The sequence below is a fragment of the Burkholderia sp. IDO3 genome (genome assembly GCF_003366075.1).
GTDB lineage: Bacteria > Pseudomonadota > Gammaproteobacteria > Burkholderiales > Burkholderiaceae > Burkholderia > Burkholderia anthina.
In genome coordinates this window covers 684,346-702,220 of record NZ_CP028963.1, presented here as the reverse complement: position 1 = coordinate 702,220, position 17,875 = coordinate 684,346, and the positions used below count along the sequence as shown (strand labels likewise).

Here is a 17,875-nt window from a genome sequence, read left to right as displayed (position 1 = left end):
ACCGGTTCGCCAAGTTTCTCTGCATCGGGATACGCTCGCCGACGGTTCGGAATCCGGCCCTGAATGGGCGGATCAAGCCTTCAGATACTGCTCGCGCGCGCCGAGCCAGCGTGCGAGATGCTGCGTGACGATGTCGGGATACGCGGCAATCAGCCGCGACGCGGCATCGCGGGCCGGGTCGATCAGCCAGCCATCGGTTTCGAGGTTCGCGAAGCGCAGCATCGCCGCGCCCGACTGGCGCGCGCCGAGGAATTCGCCGGGGCCGCGGATTTCGAGGTCGCGCCGCGCGATCTCGAAACCGTCGGTCGTCTCGCGCATCGTCTTCAGCCGTTCGCGGCCCGTGAGCGACAGCGGGCCGGTGTACAGCAGCACGCACACCGACGCCGCGGTGCCGCGCCCGACGCGGCCGCGCAACTGGTGCAGCTGCGCGAGGCCGAAGCGCTCCGCGTGCTCGATCACCATCAACGATGCGTTCGGCACGTCGACGCCGACTTCGATCACGGTCGTCGCGACCAGCAGCTGGACCTCGTTGCGCGTGAACGCTTCCATCACGGCCGCCTTGTCGGCCGGCGACAAGCGGCCGTGCACGAGGCCGACCTTCAGTTCGGGCAGTGCGGCGGCCAGCGTCTCGTAGGTCTCGACGGCGGTCTGCAGCTGCAGCGTCTCGCTCTCCTCGATCAGCGGACACACCCAGTACACCTGGCGGCCGGTCAGCGCGGCTTCGTGCACGCGGGCGATCACCTCGTCGCGCCGCGCGTCGCCGACGAGGCGCGTCAGCACCGGCGTGCGGCCCGGCGGCAGCTCGTCGATCGTCGACACCTCGAGATCCGCGTAATACGTCATCGCGAGCGTGCGCGGAATCGGCGTGGCCGACATCATCAGCTGGTGCGGCTGGAAATCGCGTGCGCCGTTGGCCGCATTCGCCGCCTTCGCGCGCAGCGCAAGACGCTGCTCGACGCCGAAGCGGTGCTGCTCGTCGACGATCACGAGGCCGAGCCGCGCGAATTCGACGGTGTCCTGGATGATCGCGTGCGTGCCGATCACGAGCTGCGCGGTGCCGAGCGCCGCGGCCTCGATCGCCGCGCGCTTGTCCTTCGCCTTCAGGCTGCCCGCGAGCCACGCGACCGTCACGCCGAGCGGCTCGAGCCATGCGCGCAGCTTGCGCGCGTGCTGCTCCGCGAGGATTTCGGTCGGCGCCATCAGCGCGGCCTGGTAGCCGGCATCGATCGCCTGCGTGGCGGCCAGCGCCGCGACGACCGTCTTGCCGCTGCCGACGTCGCCCTGCAACAGCCGCTGCATCGGGTGCGCGAGCGTGAGGTCGTGCGCGATCTCGTCGACGACGCGCGCCTGCGCGCCCGTCAGCGTGAACGGCAGCGCCGCGTAGAGGCGCGTGGTGAGCGCATCGGCGTCGCTCGCGGCGCGGCGCGGCATCGCGGGCGCGGCGCGCGTGCGGCGCTCCTCGTGGGCGCGCTTGAGCGACAACTGCTGCGCGAGCAGCTCCTCGAACTTGATGCGGGTCCACGCCGGATGCGAGCCGTCCATCAGCGCGGCTTCGTCCGAATCGACGCCCGGGTGATGCAGGATCCGCACGGCCTGTTCGAGCGACGGCACGCCGAGCGGCTTCAGGTAGTCGCGCACGATCTCGGGCGGCAGCAGCTCGGGCAGCGGCGTGCGCTCGACCGCATTCTCGATCGCCTTGCGCAGATACGCCTGCGACACGCCCGCCGTGCTCGGATAGACGGGCGTGAGCACCTGCGGCAACGGCGCGTCGGCCTCGACCACGCGCACCGCCGGATGCACCATCTCCATCCCGAAGAAGCCGCCGCGCACGTCGCCGCGCACGCGCAGCCGCTGGCCGACGGCCATCTGCTTGACCTGCGAGCCGTAGAAATTCAGGAAACGCAGCACGAGATGCTCGCCGTCGTCGTCCTGGATCTTCACGACGAGCTGGCGGCGCGGCCGGTATGCGACCTCGTTGTCGAACACGACGCCTTCGGTCTGCGCGATGCCGCCGGGCAGCAGTTCGCCGATCGGCGTGAGCGTGGTTTCGTCCTCGTAGCGCATCGGCAGATGCAGCACGAGATCGATCGAGCGCGTGAGGCCGAGCTTCGCGAGCTTGTCGGCGGTCTTCACCGGTTTGTCGGCGGCCGGCTTCTTCTTGCGTTTCGTGGCGGATGCGCCGGACGCGTCCGCTTCGTCGCCGCCCGCGCCCGGTTCGACGTCGGGCGCGGCGGCGGCCGGCTGCGCGAGCCGCCCGTCGGCGCCGCGCTTCGGGCCGGCGCGACGCGACGCCGCACCGCGCTCCCTGGCACCGCGCTCCCCCGCGCTTCGCGCGGGTGGCGCGGCATCCTCCGCGTCGAACGGATCGGCGGAATCGGCAACGGCGGCAGTAGAACGGCGTGGTGACACAGGCATCGGATCGTCTGGGTGCTTCGCAAGGCAAGTACAATAGCGGCTTTCCGTCGTCCGAACGAACGACGCCGGCCAGGCCGCGCATCCCGCCATCATAGCGGCTCGTGCGCCCCATTTACGCGTTTCCGCCCTGTCGGCGGCGCCCGCCGGCCGTTTCGAACCAGCCCGCATGTTCACGCTTTCCGATTTCGATTTCAATCTGCCGCCCGAGCTGATTGCGCAAACCGCGCTGCCCGATCGCACCGCGAGCCGCCTGCTCGACGTGGATCGCGCCGTCGAGCCCGCGCGCCTCGTCGACCGCCATTTCGCCGAGCTGCCGTCGTGCATCTCGCCCGGCGACCTGCTCGTCTTCAACGATACCAAGGTGCTGAAGGCCCGCTTCTTCGGCCAGAAGGCCAGCGGCGGCAAGATCGAGGTGCTGATCGAGCGCGTGACCGGCACGCACACGGCGCTCGCGCAGATCCGCGCGAGCAAGTCGCCCGGCGCCGGCACGACGCTGCGCCTCGCCGACGCGTTCGACGTGACGGTCGGCGAGCGTGTCGAGCCGTTCTTCACGCTGCACTTCCCCGAGCCGTGCCTCACGCTGATCGAGCAGCACGGCCGCCTGCCGCTGCCGCCGTACATCGCGCACGACGCCGACGCGAACGACGAGACACGCTACCAGACGGTCTATGCGAGCAACCCGGGCGCGGTCGCCGCGCCCACGGCCGGGCTCCATTTCGACCAGCCGCTGCTGGAGCAGCTCGACGCGATGGGCGTCGAGCGCGCGACGCTCACGCTGCACGTGGGCGCCGGCACGTTCCAGCCGGTGCGCGTCGAGAACATCGCCGAGCACAAGATGCACAGCGAGTGGTACGACCTGCCGCAGTCGCTCGTCGACAAGATCGCCGCGACCCGCGCGCGCGGCGGCAACGTGATCGCGGTCGGCACGACGTCGATGCGCGCGCTCGAAGCCGCGGCGCGCAGCGCCGGCGAAGCGGGCCGCCCGCTCGCGGCGACGCAGGCCGAGACCGACATCTTCATCACGCCCGGCTACCGTTTCCGCGTGGTCGACCGGCTCGTCACGAACTTCCACCTGCCGAAGTCGACGCTGCTGATGCTGGTGTCCGCGTTCGCGGGCGTCGAGACGATCCGCGCCGCCTACCGGCACGCAATCGACGCACGCTACCGCTTCTTCAGCTACGGCGACGCGATGCTGCTCACGCGGCGCGACACGCCGGAGGCGCCGCGCGCGTAAGCGCATCCGGCCCCACCGGCACCGCACGCACGAGAGCCGGCGCACCGCACGGCCGCCGTGCCCCGTTTTCACGTTGCGCGCGACGCTCGCGCGCACCCGCTTTCCGCCGCCGCCGGGCTCCCGGCGGCATGTCCCAACATGCGCCGGACTGTTTTCCGGTAGCAAGGAGAATGACGCGATGACCGAAGGCTCATCCCACGCTACGCACGCCCCCGTGCAGGACCGCCCCGCCAACGGGCTCGAATTCGAACTGCTGACGACCGACGGCCATGCGCGCCGCGGCCGCGTGAAGCTCAACCACGGCGTGGTCGAAACGCCGATCTTCATGCCGGTCGGCACGTACGGCACCGTGAAGGCGATCCAGCCGCGCGAGCTGCACGAGATCAAGGCCCAGATCATCCTCGGCAACACGTTCCACCTGTGGCTGCGCCCGGGCCTCGACACGATCGACGCGCACGGCGGGCTGCACGGCTTCATGGGCTGGAACAAGCCGATCCTGACCGACTCGGGCGGCTTCCAGGTGTTCTCGCTCGGCGACCTGCGCAAGATCACCGAGGACGGCGTCACGTTCGCATCGCCGATCAACGGCGACAAGCTGTTCCTGTCGCCGGAAGTGTCGATGCAGATCCAGAAGGTGCTGAACTCCGACATCGTGATGCAGTTCGACGAATGCACGCCGTACGCCACCAACGGCGTGCCGACGACGCACAAGGAAGCGGCCGACTCGATGCGCATGTCGCTGCGCTGGGCGAAGCGCTCGCTCGACGAGTTCGACCGGCTCGGCAACCCGAACGCGCTGTTCGGGATCGTCCAGGGCGGGATGTTCGAGGATCTGCGCGACGAATCGCTCGCGGGCCTGTCGGAACTCGGTTTCCACGGCCTCGCGATCGGCGGGCTGTCGGTCGGCGAGCCGAAGGAAGACATGATGCGCGTGCTGCGGCACGTCGGCCCGAAGCTGCCGGCCAACAAGCCGCACTACCTGATGGGCGTCGGCACGCCGGAAGACCTGGTCGAGGGCGTCGCGAACGGCGTCGACATGTTCGACTGCGTGATGCCGACCCGCAATGCGCGCAACGGCTGGCTGTTCACGCGCTTCGGCGACGTGAAGATCCGCAACGCGACGCACAAGAACTCGCTGAAGCCGCTCGATTCCACCTGCACGTGCTACACGTGCCAGAACTTCTCGCGCGGCTACCTGCACCACCTGCACCGCGTCGGCGAAATCCTGGGCGCGCAGCTGAACACGATCCACAACCTGCACTACTACCTGCAGCTGATGAGCGACATGCGCGACGCGATCGAAACCCACACGTTCGACGCGTTCCGCCAGCGCTTCGCGGAGGATCGCGCAAGAGGGGTCGACTGACGGGCCGGCTGCCCGCGGCTCGCGCGGCGGTCCGCCACATAGGACGCGTACTAAATAATGCGTTCCACGTGCCGGTCACGACCGCCAAATATTACAATTGCCTTTCCAAACGCGTCGCGACGGTGCCGGTTCGCGCTTTAACAGCTTGATCCGAAAGCGCATTTGCCACGCCGTTTGCACATGGGGCCGGTGGTAGAATAACCGGCTTATTTTTCGATCTTCCCCTACGGAGAGACCAACGTGCCGTTCATTTCCAATGCCTTCGCGCAAGGTGCCGGTGGCGCCGAATCGAGCCTGATGAGCTTCCTGCCGCTCATCCTGATGTTCGCGGTGCTGTACTTCATCATGATTCGTCCGCAGATGAAGCGCCAGAAGGAACACCGCAACATGCTCGCGGCCATGGCGAAGGGCGACGAAGTCGTCACGAGCGGCGGCCTCGTCGGCAAGGTGACGAAGGTCACCGAAGGCTACATCGGCGTCGAAATCGCCGAAGGCACCGAAATCACCGTGCAGAAGGCTGCCGTCACGACCATTCTGCCGAAGGGCACGATCAAGTCGCTGTAAGGCTTTCACCGAGCGTCCGGCTCCCCGCGCCGTGTCTGCCTGAGAGAGCAGGCCGCCGCGGCGCCGGACGCGACGCTTTCACGCCAACCACCCGTTCGGCCCCCTCATGAATCGTTACCCACTCTGGAAATATGTCGTGATGGTCGTGGCGCTCGCCATCGGCTTTCTGTACACATTGCCCAACTTCTTCGGCGAAGCGCCGGCGGTGCAGGTGTCGAGCGGCAAGGCCACGGTCAAGCTCGACTCGACCACGCTGACCCAGGTCGAATCCGCGCTCGCATCCGGGCAGATCAAGCCGGACGACATCACCTTCGAGAACACCGCGTCCAACGCGAACATCCGCGTGCGCGTGAAGGACACCGATACGCAGATGCGCGTCAAGGATCTGCTGCAGAAAGCGCTGAACGCCGACCCGAACGATCCGCAGTACGTCGTCGCACTGAACCTGCAGAGCGCGTCGCCGCGCTGGCTGACCGCACTGCACGCGCTGCCGATGTATCTCGGCCTCGACCTGCGCGGCGGTGTGCACTTCCTGCTCCAGGTCGACATGACGGGCGCGCTCACGAAGAAGCTCGACTCCGACGCGTCCGACGCCCGCACGCTGCTGCGTGACAAGAACATCCGCGACGGCGGCGTGAGCCGCGTCGACCAGTCCGTCGTCGTCAACTTCAGCGACCCGCAAACGGCTGACGACGCCCGCAAGGTGCTCGCCGCATCGGTCACCGAACTCCAATGGGCGACGCAGCCCGGCGGCGGCGGCACGCAAGTCGTCGGCACGTTCACGCCGGCCGTGCAGAAAGCCGTCGAAGACGCCGCGCTCAAGCAGAACCTGACGACGCTCCACAACCGCGTGAACGAACTCGGCGTGTCCGAGCCGATCCTGCAGCAGCAAGGCAACGACCGCATCGTCGTCGAACTGCCGGGCGTGCAGGACACCGCGAAGGCGAAGGACATCATCGGCCGTACGGCCACGCTCGAAGCGCGTCTCGCCGACCCGCTCAACACCCACCCGAACCCGAACGACCCGGTGCCGCCGGGCGACGAGCTGTTCACGCAGGGCAACCAGGTGCCCGTGCTGCTGAAGAAGGACGTAATCTTCACCGGCGACCGCATCATCGATGCGTCGGCCGGCTTCGACGAACACCAGCGTCCGTCGGTCAACATCCGCCTCGACTCGGCCGGCGGCCGCGCCGTGCGCTCGGTGTCGCGCGACAACATCGGCAAGCCGATGGCGATGGTGCTGTTCGAGAAGGGCAAGGGCGAAGTGCTGACGGTCGCGACGATCCAGTCCGAACTCGGCGACCGCTTCCAGATCACGGGCCAGCCGACGCCGCAGGCCGCCGCCGACCTCGCGCTGCTGCTGCGCGCCGGTTCGCTCGCCGCGCCGATGGACATCATCGAGGAACGCACGATCGGCCCGAGCCTCGGCGCGGACAACATCAAGATGGGCGTCCACTCGGTGATCTGGGGCTTCTGCGCGATCGCCGTGTTCATGATCGCGTACTACATGCTGTTCGGCGTGGTCTCGGTGATCGGCCTGTCGGTGAACCTGCTGCTGCTCGTCGCGGTGCTGTCGCTGATGCAGGCGACGCTGACGCTGCCGGGTATCGCGGCAATCGCGCTCGCGCTCGGTATGGCGATCGACTCGAACGTGCTGATCAACGAGCGCGTGCGCGAGGAACTGCGCGCGGGCCAGCCGCCGCAGCTCGCGATCCAGGCCGGCTACGCGCATGCGTGGGCGACGATTCTCGACTCGAACGTCACGACGCTGATCGCCGGCCTCGCGCTGCTCGCATTCGGCTCGGGCCCGGTTCGCGCGTTCGCGATCGTGCACTGCCTCGGCATCCTGACGTCGATGTTCTCCGCCGTGTTCTTCTCGCGCGGGATCATCAACCTCTGGTACGGCGGCCGCAAGAAGCTGAAGTCGCTCGCGATCGGCCAGGTGTGGAAGCCGGAAGGCGCCGCCGCCGGCGCATCGTTCGCCGCGGCGGACGAATCGACCGACACGGCACGCGCCGCGAAGCTCGCCGCTCCGGCGAAGGGCAACGCGCCGCGCGCCGGCAAGCCGCAGCTGCGCAACCGTGCGCAGCAAGGCGTGTCGCCGAAGAAACCGGGCTCGACCCAATAAGGCCCCGGAGAACAAGCCATGGAATTTTTCCGCATCCGTAAAGACATTCCGTTCATGCGGCACGCGCTGGTGTTCAACGTGATCTCGCTGGTCACGTTCCTCGCCGCCGTGTTCTTCCTGTTCCACCGCGGGCTGCACCTGTCCGTCGAATTCACCGGCGGTACGGTGATCGAGGTGCAGTACCCGCAGGCCGCGCAGCTCGAACCCGTGCGCGATACGCTCGGCAAGCTCGGCTACGCCGATGCGCAGGTGCAGAGCTTCGGCACGTCGCGCAACGTGCTGATCCGCCTGCAGCTGAAGCAGGGCCTCACGTCCGCGCAGCAGAGCGACCAGGTGATGAGCGCGCTGAAGGCGCAGAGCCCGGACGTCACGCTGCAGCGCGTCGAGTTCGTCGGCCCGCAGGTCGGCCGTGAACTCGCGACCGACGGCCTGCTCGCGCTCGCGTGCGTCGTGATCGGCATCGTGATCTACCTGTCGTTCCGCTTCGAATGGAAGTACGCGGTCGCCGGCGTGATCGCCAACCTGCACGACGTCGTGATCATTCTCGGCTTCTTCGCGTTCTTCCAGTGGGAGTTCTCGCTGGCGGTGCTCGCGGCGGTCCTCGCGGTGCTCGGCTACTCGGTCAACGAGTCGGTCGTCATCTTCGACCGGATCCGCGAAACGTTCCGCCGCGAACGCAAGATGAACGTGCAGGAAGTGATCAACCACGCGATCACGACCACGATGTCGCGTACGATCATCACGCACACGTCGACGGAAATGATGGTGCTGTCGATGTTCTTCTTCGGCGGCCCGACGCTGCACTACTTCGCACTCGCGCTGACGGTCGGCATCATGTTCGGTATCTACTCGTCGGTGTTCGTCGCGGGCTCGCTCGCGATGTGGCTCGGCATCAAGCGCGAAGACCTGCTCAAGGAAAAGAAGGCCGCGCACGATCCGGACGATCCGAACGCGGGCGCGCAGGTTTAAGCGCCGCGCCGTTTCGACGGATACCCCAAGGCCGGTCCCTCGCGGACCGGCCTTTTTTTCATGCGCGCGCCGCGGCCCGCTGCCCCCCGGGCGCGACGGCACGGGCCGTCGGCTACAATCGCATGAGCCTCCCGCCCCGCCACCCGTCGAAGCCGCGGTCCTCATGATGCCTGCCACACGTGTCGTTCGTCGCATCGTCGCCTGGAGTACCGGTGCCGCCGCAGCGGCTGCGTTCGTTGCATGCGCATCGGCTGCCCGCGCGCAATCCGCGTCCGCACCCGCCGCCGCCCTGCCTCCCGCTTCCCCGCCTGCTGCCGCGTCGCAACCGTCGCCCTGCCCGCCCGACTGGGAACCGCAGCTCTGCGAACTGAAAGCCGCCGTCGAGGTGCTGAAGAAGCAGCACCTGACCGACGTCGACATCGGCGCGTTGCTCGACGCCACCGTGCACGACGGGATCAAGACGCTGCCGTACGCGCGCTTCTTCAACGCCAAGGAGCACCGGCAACAGCGCGAAGACGAGCGCCGCGCGCGCGACGGCACGCCGGGCATCGGCATCGTGTTCGAGACGCGGCCCGACGGACTGCACATCATCGACGTGATCCCCGATGCGCCCGCCGAGCAGGCCGGCGTGCGGCCCGACGATCTCGTCGTCGCGATGAACGGCCGAAGCGTGGTCGGCATCGACAGCAGCGAAGTCGTGAAGCTCGCGAAGGGCGACGCGGGCGTGCCGCTGACGCTCACGGTCCGGCGCGGCCCGGACGCTGCCACGCTGACCTTCGCGCCGGTGCGCGCGATCGTCAGGCCGCATCCGGCGACCGCGAAGCGGCTCGACGGCGATATCCTCTATACGCGGCTGTCGAGCTTCCCGGAGCCCGCGGTCGGCAGCTACATCGACGCGGTGCAGGCCGCGCGCCGCGCGGGGCCGCCGGTGAAAGGCGTGATCCTCGACCTGCGCATCAACGGCGGCGGCGCGCTGAATGCGGCGATCGGCATCACCGCGCTGTTCGCCGGACGCGACCGTACCGCGATGGTGACGCTCGAACGCGACGGGACGAAACGCCGCCGCTTCACGACCAACTGGCCCGACTACGAGCTGCCGGTAATGCACGGCCAGGATCCGCTCGCGCCGCTGCAGGCCGACGACTGGTGGCGTACCGTGCCGCTCGTCGTGCTCGTCGACGGCCAGAGCGCCTCGGCCGCCGAAGCGACCGCGGCCGCACTGAAGGATCTCGGCCGCGCGCGGCTGCTCGGGATGCCGACCTACGGGAAGGGGCTGGCGCAGACGGGCGTCGACCTGATCGACGGCACGCGGCTCAATTTCACGTTCGCGCGCAACCTGCGGCCGAACGGCTGCCCGATGGACGGCTACGGTGTCGTACCCGACTGGCTCGTGCCGCCGCGCCGCGACGCGGACGTCGACGGCGTGCTGCTGTGGTACCGGGAAGTCGATCTCGCCCGCGCGCCGTATGCGGACCGGCTGGCGCCCGATCCGTTCGCGCAGGTGCGCACGGCGCGGCAAAAGCTGCGCGACGAGCGAACGCGCGCGAAGGTCGATACGTCGAAGAGCGCGGCGCTGCCGCAGCGCGAATTCGGCACGGCCGCCGACTGGCAGTTGCGGCAGGCGCTCGCGGCACTCGCCGGCGGGCCCGTGCAGACCATCGACGCGCCCGCGCAACTGATGCCGGCGCAGCCGGTCTGCGAGCGCGGCGACAGCTGACGCGCCGCCGCGCGCCCGCTCACCGGAATCCGAACCGCCGGCGCAGCACGATCAGCGCCGCGAGGCTCAGCACGGCCGCGAACATCAGGTAGAAGCTCGGCGCGGTCTTCATCCCGGTCGCGCGGATCAGCCACGCGATGATGAACGGCCCGAAGCCGCCGAAGATCGTCACCGCGACGTTATACGCGAGCGACATCCCGGTCGTGCGCGTCTGCACCGGAAACACCTCGGACAACAAGCCCGGCAGCGCCGCGAAATAGCCGGTCATCAGGAACGCGAGCAGCACCTGCAGCGCGATCAGCGTGCCGAAGCCGGGATGCGCGACCAGATACGCGAACGCCGGATAGATCAGCACGAGAATGCCGACCGCCGGCGCGAGCATCACGCGCACGCGGCCGTAACGATCGGACCAGTGGCCGACGAGCGGCGCGAACGCCATCTGGATCACGCCGACGACGAGGATCGCCGCGAACGCGGCGGACGGCGCGAGGCCGAGCTGCTTCACGCCGTAGGTCGGCATGAACAGCACGAGATAGGTCGCGACGGTGCCGAGCACCACCACGCCCATCGCGGCGACGAGCCGCGCCTTGTGCGACGCGAACGTGTCGCGCAGCGGGCTCGCGGTGCTTTCGGCCGCGAGGAATTCGGGCGTCTCGTCGACCTTCGAGCGGATGTAGTACGCGACGGGCCCGAGCAGCAGCCCGAAGAAGAACGGCACGCGCCAGCCCCACGCGGCCATCTGGTCGGCCGTGAGCTGCGCGTTCAGCACGGTGCCGAAGCCGGCGGCAAGCAGCGTCGTGAGCCCCTGGCTCGCGACCTGCCAGCTCGCGAAGAAGCCGCGCCGGCCCGGCACGTGCTCGGCGAGGAACGCGGTCGCGCTGCCGAACTCGCCGCCGGCCGAGAAGCCCTGCATCAGCCGCGCGACGACGAGGATCAACGGCGCCGCGACGCCGATCGTCCCGTAGGTCGGCAGCACCGCGATGACCAGCGTGCCGGCCATCATCAGCAAAATCGACAGCGTGAGCGCGGCCTTGCGGCCCGCGCGGTCGGCATACGCGCCGAGCACGATCGCGCCGAGCGGGCGCATGAAGAACGACACGCCGAACGTGCCGAGCGTGAGCAGCAGCGACACGGTGTCGTTGCCGGACGGGAAGAACAGCTTCGAGATCGTGACCGCGAAGAAGCCGTAGACGACGAGATCGAACCACTCGAGCGCGTTGCCGATCGACGCGGCGACCACCGCGCGCCACACGCGCGGCGACGAGGCAACGGAGCTGGATTGCGTGACGGCGTGCATCGGCGATCTCCTTGTCGTTGTATGTTCCGTGCGACGCGCCCGTTGCCGCGCCGCGAACTGTGCCGACGATTATAGGCGCGCAAAAAAAAGCCGCCGCGCTCCTTGAAAGGAAGCGCGGCGGCTGGCACGCGACGGGCCGACGAACCGAAGCACCCACGCAACGGCCGGCCCGGCCGGGCGCGTTACTGCTGCTTGATCGCTTCTGCCGTGATCAGCAGCTTCGTCTTCATCTTGAAGCCGTACTGCTTGCCGTAGTCGAGGCCGAAATCGTCGCGGCTGAATTCGCCAACCGCGTCGACGCCGCACACTTCACGCTTGAGCATCGGATGCGGCATGCACTTGAGCGAATCGATCTTCAGCGTCAGCGGCTTCGTGACGCCGTGCAGCGTCAGGTTGCCGACCACCGCCACCGGCTTGTCGCCGTCGAACTTGATCGTGCCCTTGTAGTTCGCCTGCGGGTACTTGGCCGCGTCGAAGAAGTCGGGCGTCTGCAGGTGCTCGTCGAGCTTCGCGCTACCGGTGTGGATCGATGCGATGTCGGTCGTCACGTCGACCGTGCCGGTCTTGGCCGCGCGGTCGAGCGTCACGGTGCCGCTCGACTTGTCGAACTTGCCGCGCCAGACCGACAGGCCGCCGAAGTGGTCGGCCTCGAAGCTCGGGTACGTGTGGCTTGGATCGAACTGGTACGTCGCGCTCTCCGCGAAGGCCGAGAACGACAGCGAAGCGGCCAGCGCGCCCGCGGCGATGATCAGATGCTTTTTCAACTCTTTCTCCTTGGAACGGTGCCGCGCCCTCGCGCGGCATTCGGGTCATGCGGCACCCCGTCGCTTACTTCGTGGCGACGAGATGGAACTTGATCTGCACTTCGTCCGCGACGACCGACGTGTCCTTCCACTCGCCGGTGCCGACGTTGAACGTCGAACGCTTGATCGGCAGCACGCCGTCGAAGGTCTGCGTCGCGCCGTTCTGCGTGACGGTGACGGGCACCGTGACGGTCTCGGCCTTGCCCTTGATCGTCAGCTTGCCGGTCACGTTGTACTTGTTGCCGCCCGCCGGCGCGATCGCCGACGACACGAAGGTCGCCTGCGGATACGTCTTCGCGTCGAACCAGTCCTTGCCCGCGACCTGATCGTTGTACATCTTGTCGCCGAGGTCGTAGCTGGCCACGTCGATCGTCATTTGCGCGCTGCCCTGCGCGGCCTTCGCCGGGTCGAACTTCACCTGCGCGGAGAATTTCTTGAACGCGCCTTCGGTCGGCACGTTCATCTGCTTCGACACGGCGGACACCTTGCTCTTCGCGAGATCGACGTCGGCGTGCGCCGCGGCCGACGCGACAAGTGACACCGCGGCGAACGCGGTCAGCATGGAGCGGGAGAAAGACACTTTCATGAGATCCTTCATTTGGCAAAGGGAAGCATTCGCGACAGCAGGCCGTCGCGGTCCAACAGCTGGTGCTTGATCGCCGCGAGCACGTGCAACGAGACGAGCGCAAGCAAAATGTAATTCAAAGACACGTGAAGTGTCTTGAAGGTTTCCTTCAGCACCGGATCGGGATCGATCAGGCGCGGCAGCGGCACGATGCCGAGGTAGACGACCGGGATGTTCGATGCCGAGCTGTACAGGTAACCGGTGACCGGAATCACGAGCATCAGCACGTACAGCAGGATGTGCACGCCGTGCGACACCGCACGCTGCCACGCCGGCGTACTGCCCGGCAGCGGCGGCGCCGCGTGCGTCGCGCGCCACAGCACGCGCACGACGGCCAGCGCGAACGCCGTCACGCCGATCCACTTGTGCCACGAGAAGTACTTCAGCTTCGTCGGCGTGAAACCGGGAATGTCCGTCATCACCCAGCCGAGCGCGAAGCCGCAGACGATCAGCAGCGCGATCAGCCAGTGCAACGCGATCGCGGTCTGCGTGTAACGTGCCGGCTTGGCCGACAGCGGATTCGGTGCCATCTTGGATTCCTCAGTTGAGCGAACGGCTGCGCCGGCAAATTCGTCCGACGCTTGTCAAGGGCGCCATGCTACCGCAACCTTTTGAAGGGCGCGGACTCTGAGAACAGGCAGGTCAGCGGGCCGCCATGTTTACGCCATGTTACCGACCAGTCACCCGGTAACCGAACGTTGACACGCCGAAAAAGGCGTTTTGGTAAGATTGGCGCGGGTTCCGGCCCCGTCGACGCGTCCCCCCGCCCGTCGCACAACCGCTTCTCCCATGCAACGATACGACCTGATTGCCTGTCACGAATGCGACGCACTGTTGCATAAACCGCGTCTCACCGGCCGTGAAATCGCGCGCTGTCCGCGCTGCGACGCGCTGCTTTACCGCAACAGCGCCGCGCAACTCGAGCGCATCTGCGCACTTGCACTCGCCGCACTGATCACGTTCGTCATCGCGCAGACGTTTCCGATCCTCGAAATGGACGTGAACGGCAATCGCGTGCAGACGACGCTGATCGGCGCAATCGATTCGCTGTGGCGCCAGGACATGGCGATCGTCGGCGTGATGGTGTTCTGCTCGACCGTGCTGTTTCCGCTCGTCGAGATGGCCGCGCTGCTGTACCTGCTGCTGCCGATGCGCCGCGGCGTCGTGCCGCCCGGCTTCAATGCCGTGCTGCGCGCGATCCAGCTCGTGCGCCCGTGGGGGATGATCGAGGTGTTCATGCTCGGCATCCTCGTGACCATCGTGAAGATGGTGAGCCTCGCGCGCGTCGTGCCGGAAGCCGCGCTGTTCGCGTTCGGCGCGCTCACGCTGATGATCGCCGTCGTGCTGATGTTCGATCCGCGCACGCTGTGGGACATCGCCGACGACCTGCGCGCCGGCCGCTCGCCCGCCGCGCCCGACGATGCCGCGCCGCTGCCGGAAGCCGCCCGCCGATGACGACGCCCACCGCCGCCCGCGAGGGCTACGCCAGCTGCCATGTCTGCGGGCTCGTGCAGACGGTCGACGCACCGCACGCGCACTGCACGCGCTGCGGCGCCGCACTCCATTTCCGCACGCCGAACAGCCTGATGCGCACGTGGGCGCTGCTGCTCGCGGCCGTGATCCTGTACATTCCGGCAAACCTGCTGCCGATCATGCGCACGTCGTCGATCGTCGGTTCGCAGGAGGACACGATCATGAGCGGCGTCGTGCTGTTCTGGTCCTCGGGCGACTGGCCGCTCGCGGTCGTCGTGTTCGTCGCCAGTATCCTCGTGCCGATGCTCAAGCTCGGCGTGCTGACGATCCTCGTGATCAGCGCGCAGCGGCGTACCGCGTGGCGGCCGCTGCAGCGCACGCGGCTGTACCGGATCGTCGAGCGCATCGGCCGCTGGTCGATGCTCGACATCTTCGTCGTGACGCTCACCGTCGCGCTCGTCCATTTCCGTTCGCTCGCCGTCATCACGGCCGGCCCCGGCGCGCTCGCGTTCGGCTCGGTCGTGATCCTGACGATGCTCGCGTCGATGCAGTTCGATCCCCGCCTGATCTGGGATCCAGTCGAAACCTCAGGGAAACACCATGAATAGTCCGCAAGGCCCGCAGAACGACGCGTCCCGGCCGCCCGATCCGACGATCTCGACGAAAAGCGGCTGGCTGCCGTCGCTCGTCTGGCTCGTGCCGCTGATCGCCGCACTGATCGGCATCGGCCTCGTGATCAAGTCCGTGCGCGAGCGCGGCCCGGAAATCTCGATCAGCTTCCACAGCGCCGAAGGACTCGAACCGGGCAAAACCCAGGTCAAGTACAAGGACGTCGAGATCGGCATGGTCAAGACGATCAAGCTGTCGAAAGACCTGTCGCGCGTGCTCGTCCAGGTGCAGCTGAAGAAGGAAGCCGAGGACTTCGCGGTCAAGGGCTCGCGCTTCTGGATCGTGCGTCCGCGCGTCGGCGCGACCGGCGTGTCGGGGCTCGGCACGCTGCTGTCGGGCGCGTACATCGGCGTCGACGCCGGCCACGGGCAGGATTCGCAGACCGACTTCACCGGCCTCGAGACACCGCCGGCCGTGACGGGCGACCAGAAGGGCACGCAGTACGTGCTGCGCGGCGATTCGCTCGGCTCGGTCGATATCGGCTCGCCGATCTACTACCGCCGCGTGCAGGTCGGCCAGGTGGTCGGCTTCTCGCTCGACAAGGACGGCACGGGCGTCACGTTCAACGTGTTCGTCAATGCGCCGTACGACCAGTACGTCGGCGTGAACTCGCGCTGGTGGCAGGCGAGCGGCGTCGACTTGCGGCTCGATTCGAGCGGGCTGAAGCTGAACACGCAGTCGCTCGCGACGGTGATCCTCGGCGGCATTGCGTTCCAGACGCCGCCGAACCAGGACAGCGGCGCCATCGCGCCGAACAACACGACGTTCCGCCTCGGCTCCGACGAGACCGACGCGATGCGCGACCCGGACGGCCAGCCGCTGCAGGTCGTGATGAACTTCAATCAGTCGCTGCGCGGGCTCGGCGTCGGTGCGCCGGTCGACTTCCGCGGCATCGTGCTCGGCGAGGTCACGAACATCGGCATCGAATTCGATCCGAAGACGAAGAACTTCCTGATGCCGGTGACGATGAACGTGTATCCGGAGCGGCTTGGCCGACGTTTCCGCGAAACGATCGAGAGCAAGGGCGAACCGGCCCGCCGCGAGATCGTCGAGCGGCTCGTCCAGCACGGGCTGCGCGGCCAGCTGCGCACCGGCAACCTGCTGACGAGCCAGTTGTACGTCGCGCTCGACTTCTTCCCGAAGGCGCCGGCCGCCAAGATCGACGCGACGCGCCAGCCGCTCGAGCTGCCGACCGTGCCGAACACGCTCGACGAGCTGCAGCTGCAGGTCGCCGACATCGCGAAGAAGCTCGACAAGGTGCCGTTCGACCAGATCGGCGCGAACCTGAACAGCGCTCTGTCGAACGCCGACAAGCTGTTCAAGCAACTCGACACGCAGGTCGCGCCGGAAGCGCGCGACACGCTGTCGGCCGCGAAGCAGACCTTCTCGACCGCCGAAGCGACGCTGCAGCAGGATTCGCCGCTGCAGTCCGACGTGCGCGGCGCGCTGAAGGAACTCACGCGCACGCTGCAATCGCTGAACGCGCTCGCCGACTATCTGGAGCGCCATCCCGAATCGCTGATCAAGGGCAAGCCAGGAGATCAACAATGACGACGACCCGCATGAACGCGCTCGCGAGCGGCGCGGCGGCACTCTGCGCCGCGCTCGCGCTCGCCGCATGCAGCTCGCCGCCCGCGCGGTTCTATACGCTGAGCCCGGCCGACGCCACGGCGGCCGTACGCACCGCGCCCGCCAATCCGGCGTTCCTGATCGAGGTGCCGTCCGTCGGCGTGCCCGAACAGGTCGCGAAGAACCAGCTGGTCGTGCAGAAGAACACCGCGCAGGTCGACGTGCTCGAACAGGAGCGCTGGGCCGCGCCGCCCGCCGACGAGATCCGCCGCGCGCTGTCGGACGATCTCGCCGCGCAGCTCGGCACGATCGACGTCGCGAACGCCGCGTACCCGCCCGGCGTGCCCGTCTATCGCATCAGCGTGAACGTGCAGCGCTTCGAATCGTGGCCCGGCAAGCGGGCGGCGATCGATGCGGTGTGGAGCGTGCGTTCGCTCGCCACGCAGGCGGTGATGACGTGCCGCACGAGCGTCGCGGAACCCGTCGCCGACGGTTACGACGCGCTCGTCGCCGGCCACCGGCGCGCGCTCGACGTGATTGCATCGCAGGCCGCGGCCGGCGTGCGCGCGATGGCGGCACGGCGCGGTACGCCAACCGCATCCGGCAGCAAGACGGCCACGGCGCCCGGCGTGCCGTGCCCGGCCAACCCGACGGCCGGCAGCGACGCGGGCGCGACGGGCAAGTCCGGCGCGTAAGCGCACGACACGGACGAACGTGCGATGCGTTCGTCCGTGTGGCCGCCCGGGCCTGGCGGCGCATCCGATAACACGCATCGGCATCGCGCGGCATCCGCGGCCAGCCGCACACGCGAGCGCCCTGTTCTCGTCGACACGGCCGGCGTCGACGCGCACGCATCGGCCGAATGGCCGCTTTGCATTGTTTGTCAAAATCCGCCGGAACCGGCACCACGCAACGCGGTCGGCTTGCGTTTTCGCGCCCGATTGACGATCCTACGCACTTTCAGGCTCGCACCGCCCGTCGGTCGTGCGCGTCAGCCAGCGGCAATCGGGCCGCGTCCGGTCCGATCGTCGCGTCTCCCGATGCGA

General features: G+C 68.0%; 15 protein-coding genes. 10 read left to right on the top strand and 5 right to left on the bottom strand.

The window, feature by feature from the left end; translation table 11 throughout:
- Nucleotides 1-72: 72 nt before the first annotated feature.
- Nucleotides 73-2,415, bottom strand: a complete 2,343-nt coding sequence (gene recG, locus DCN14_RS17790; RefSeq protein WP_096505080.1) for an ATP-dependent DNA helicase RecG — start codon at nucleotides 2,413-2,415, stop codon at nucleotides 73-75.
- A 166-nt stretch (nucleotides 2,416-2,581) separates the two neighbouring features.
- Here recG and queA point away from each other — a divergent pair, with 166 nt between their 5' ends.
- The 6 genes from queA (at nucleotide 2,582) to DCN14_RS17760 (ending at nucleotide 10,393) form a co-directional block, all read left to right on the top strand.
- On the top strand, nucleotides 2,582-3,649 hold the full coding sequence (gene queA / locus DCN14_RS17785) for a tRNA preQ1(34) S-adenosylmethionine ribosyltransferase-isomerase QueA (protein ID WP_096505083.1): 1,068 nt from the start codon (nucleotides 2,582-2,584) through the stop codon (nucleotides 3,647-3,649).
- Nucleotides 3,650-3,827: 178 nt separating this feature from the next.
- A complete protein-coding gene (gene tgt, locus DCN14_RS17780) occupies nucleotides 3,828-5,015 on the top strand; it encodes a tRNA guanosine(34) transglycosylase Tgt (protein ID WP_096505085.1) in 1,188 nt (395 codons plus the stop codon).
- Between the two features lie 240 nt (nucleotides 5,016-5,255).
- Nucleotides 5,256-5,579, top strand: coding sequence for a preprotein translocase subunit YajC (gene yajC, locus DCN14_RS17775; protein WP_006476868.1), 324 nt, complete (start codon nucleotides 5,256-5,258; stop codon nucleotides 5,577-5,579).
- Between the two features lie 106 nt (nucleotides 5,580-5,685).
- A complete protein-coding gene (gene secD, locus DCN14_RS17770) occupies nucleotides 5,686-7,707 on the top strand; it encodes a protein translocase subunit SecD (RefSeq protein WP_096505087.1) in 2,022 nt (673 codons plus the stop codon).
- 18 nt (nucleotides 7,708-7,725) lie between these two features.
- Nucleotides 7,726-8,676 carry a protein translocase subunit SecF gene (gene secF / locus DCN14_RS17765; RefSeq protein ID WP_096505089.1) on the top strand — a complete coding sequence of 317 codons (951 nt, stop codon included), beginning with the start codon at nucleotides 7,726-7,728 and terminating at the stop codon, nucleotides 8,674-8,676.
- Between the two features lie 163 nt (nucleotides 8,677-8,839).
- Complete coding sequence (locus tag DCN14_RS17760; RefSeq protein WP_172441906.1) at nucleotides 8,840-10,393, top strand: S41 family peptidase; 1,554 nt, start codon at nucleotides 8,840-8,842, stop codon at nucleotides 10,391-10,393.
- A gap of 19 nt (nucleotides 10,394-10,412) precedes the next feature.
- Here DCN14_RS17760 and DCN14_RS17755 read toward each other — a convergent pair whose 3' ends face one another.
- The 4 genes from DCN14_RS17755 to DCN14_RS17740 form a co-directional block, all read right to left on the bottom strand.
- Complete coding sequence (locus DCN14_RS17755) at nucleotides 10,413-11,690, bottom strand: MFS transporter (protein ID WP_096505091.1); 1,278 nt, start codon at nucleotides 11,688-11,690, stop codon at nucleotides 10,413-10,415.
- Between the two features lie 182 nt (nucleotides 11,691-11,872).
- Nucleotides 11,873-12,454: a YceI family protein gene (locus DCN14_RS17750; RefSeq protein WP_096505093.1), complete on the bottom strand. Its 582-nt coding sequence runs from the start codon at nucleotides 12,452-12,454 to the stop codon at nucleotides 11,873-11,875.
- Nucleotides 12,455-12,518: 64 nt separating this feature from the next.
- Nucleotides 12,519-13,079, bottom strand: a complete 561-nt coding sequence (locus DCN14_RS17745; RefSeq protein WP_096505095.1) for a YceI family protein — start codon at nucleotides 13,077-13,079, stop codon at nucleotides 12,519-12,521.
- An 8-nt stretch (nucleotides 13,080-13,087) separates the two neighbouring features.
- Entirely contained in the window at nucleotides 13,088-13,648 is a 561-nt protein-coding gene (locus DCN14_RS17740; RefSeq protein WP_096505097.1) for a cytochrome b, read from the bottom strand.
- A gap of 259 nt (nucleotides 13,649-13,907) precedes the next feature.
- Here DCN14_RS17740 and DCN14_RS17735 point away from each other — a divergent pair, with 259 nt between their 5' ends.
- Genes DCN14_RS17735 through DCN14_RS17720 form a run of 4 tightly spaced genes read left to right on the top strand, consistent with a single transcriptional unit; the run spans nucleotide 13,908 to nucleotide 17,524 of the window.
- Nucleotides 13,908-14,573 (top strand): paraquat-inducible protein A, encoded by a 666-nt coding sequence (locus DCN14_RS17735; RefSeq protein ID WP_096505099.1) that lies wholly within the window; start codon nucleotides 13,908-13,910, stop codon nucleotides 14,571-14,573.
- Complete coding sequence (locus DCN14_RS17730; protein WP_096505101.1) at nucleotides 14,570-15,199, top strand: paraquat-inducible protein A; 630 nt, start codon at nucleotides 14,570-14,572, stop codon at nucleotides 15,197-15,199. The genes DCN14_RS17735 and DCN14_RS17730 overlap by 4 nt, the downstream gene beginning before the upstream one ends.
- Entirely contained in the window at nucleotides 15,192-16,811 is a 1,620-nt protein-coding gene (locus DCN14_RS17725) for an MlaD family protein (protein ID WP_096505103.1), read from the top strand. Before DCN14_RS17730 ends, DCN14_RS17725 begins: the two co-directional genes overlap by 8 nt.
- Nucleotides 16,808-17,524: a PqiC family protein gene (locus DCN14_RS17720; RefSeq protein ID WP_096505105.1), complete on the top strand. Its 717-nt coding sequence runs from the start codon at nucleotides 16,808-16,810 to the stop codon at nucleotides 17,522-17,524. The genes DCN14_RS17725 and DCN14_RS17720 overlap by 4 nt, the downstream gene beginning before the upstream one ends.
- Nucleotides 17,525-17,875 lie beyond the last annotated feature (351 nt).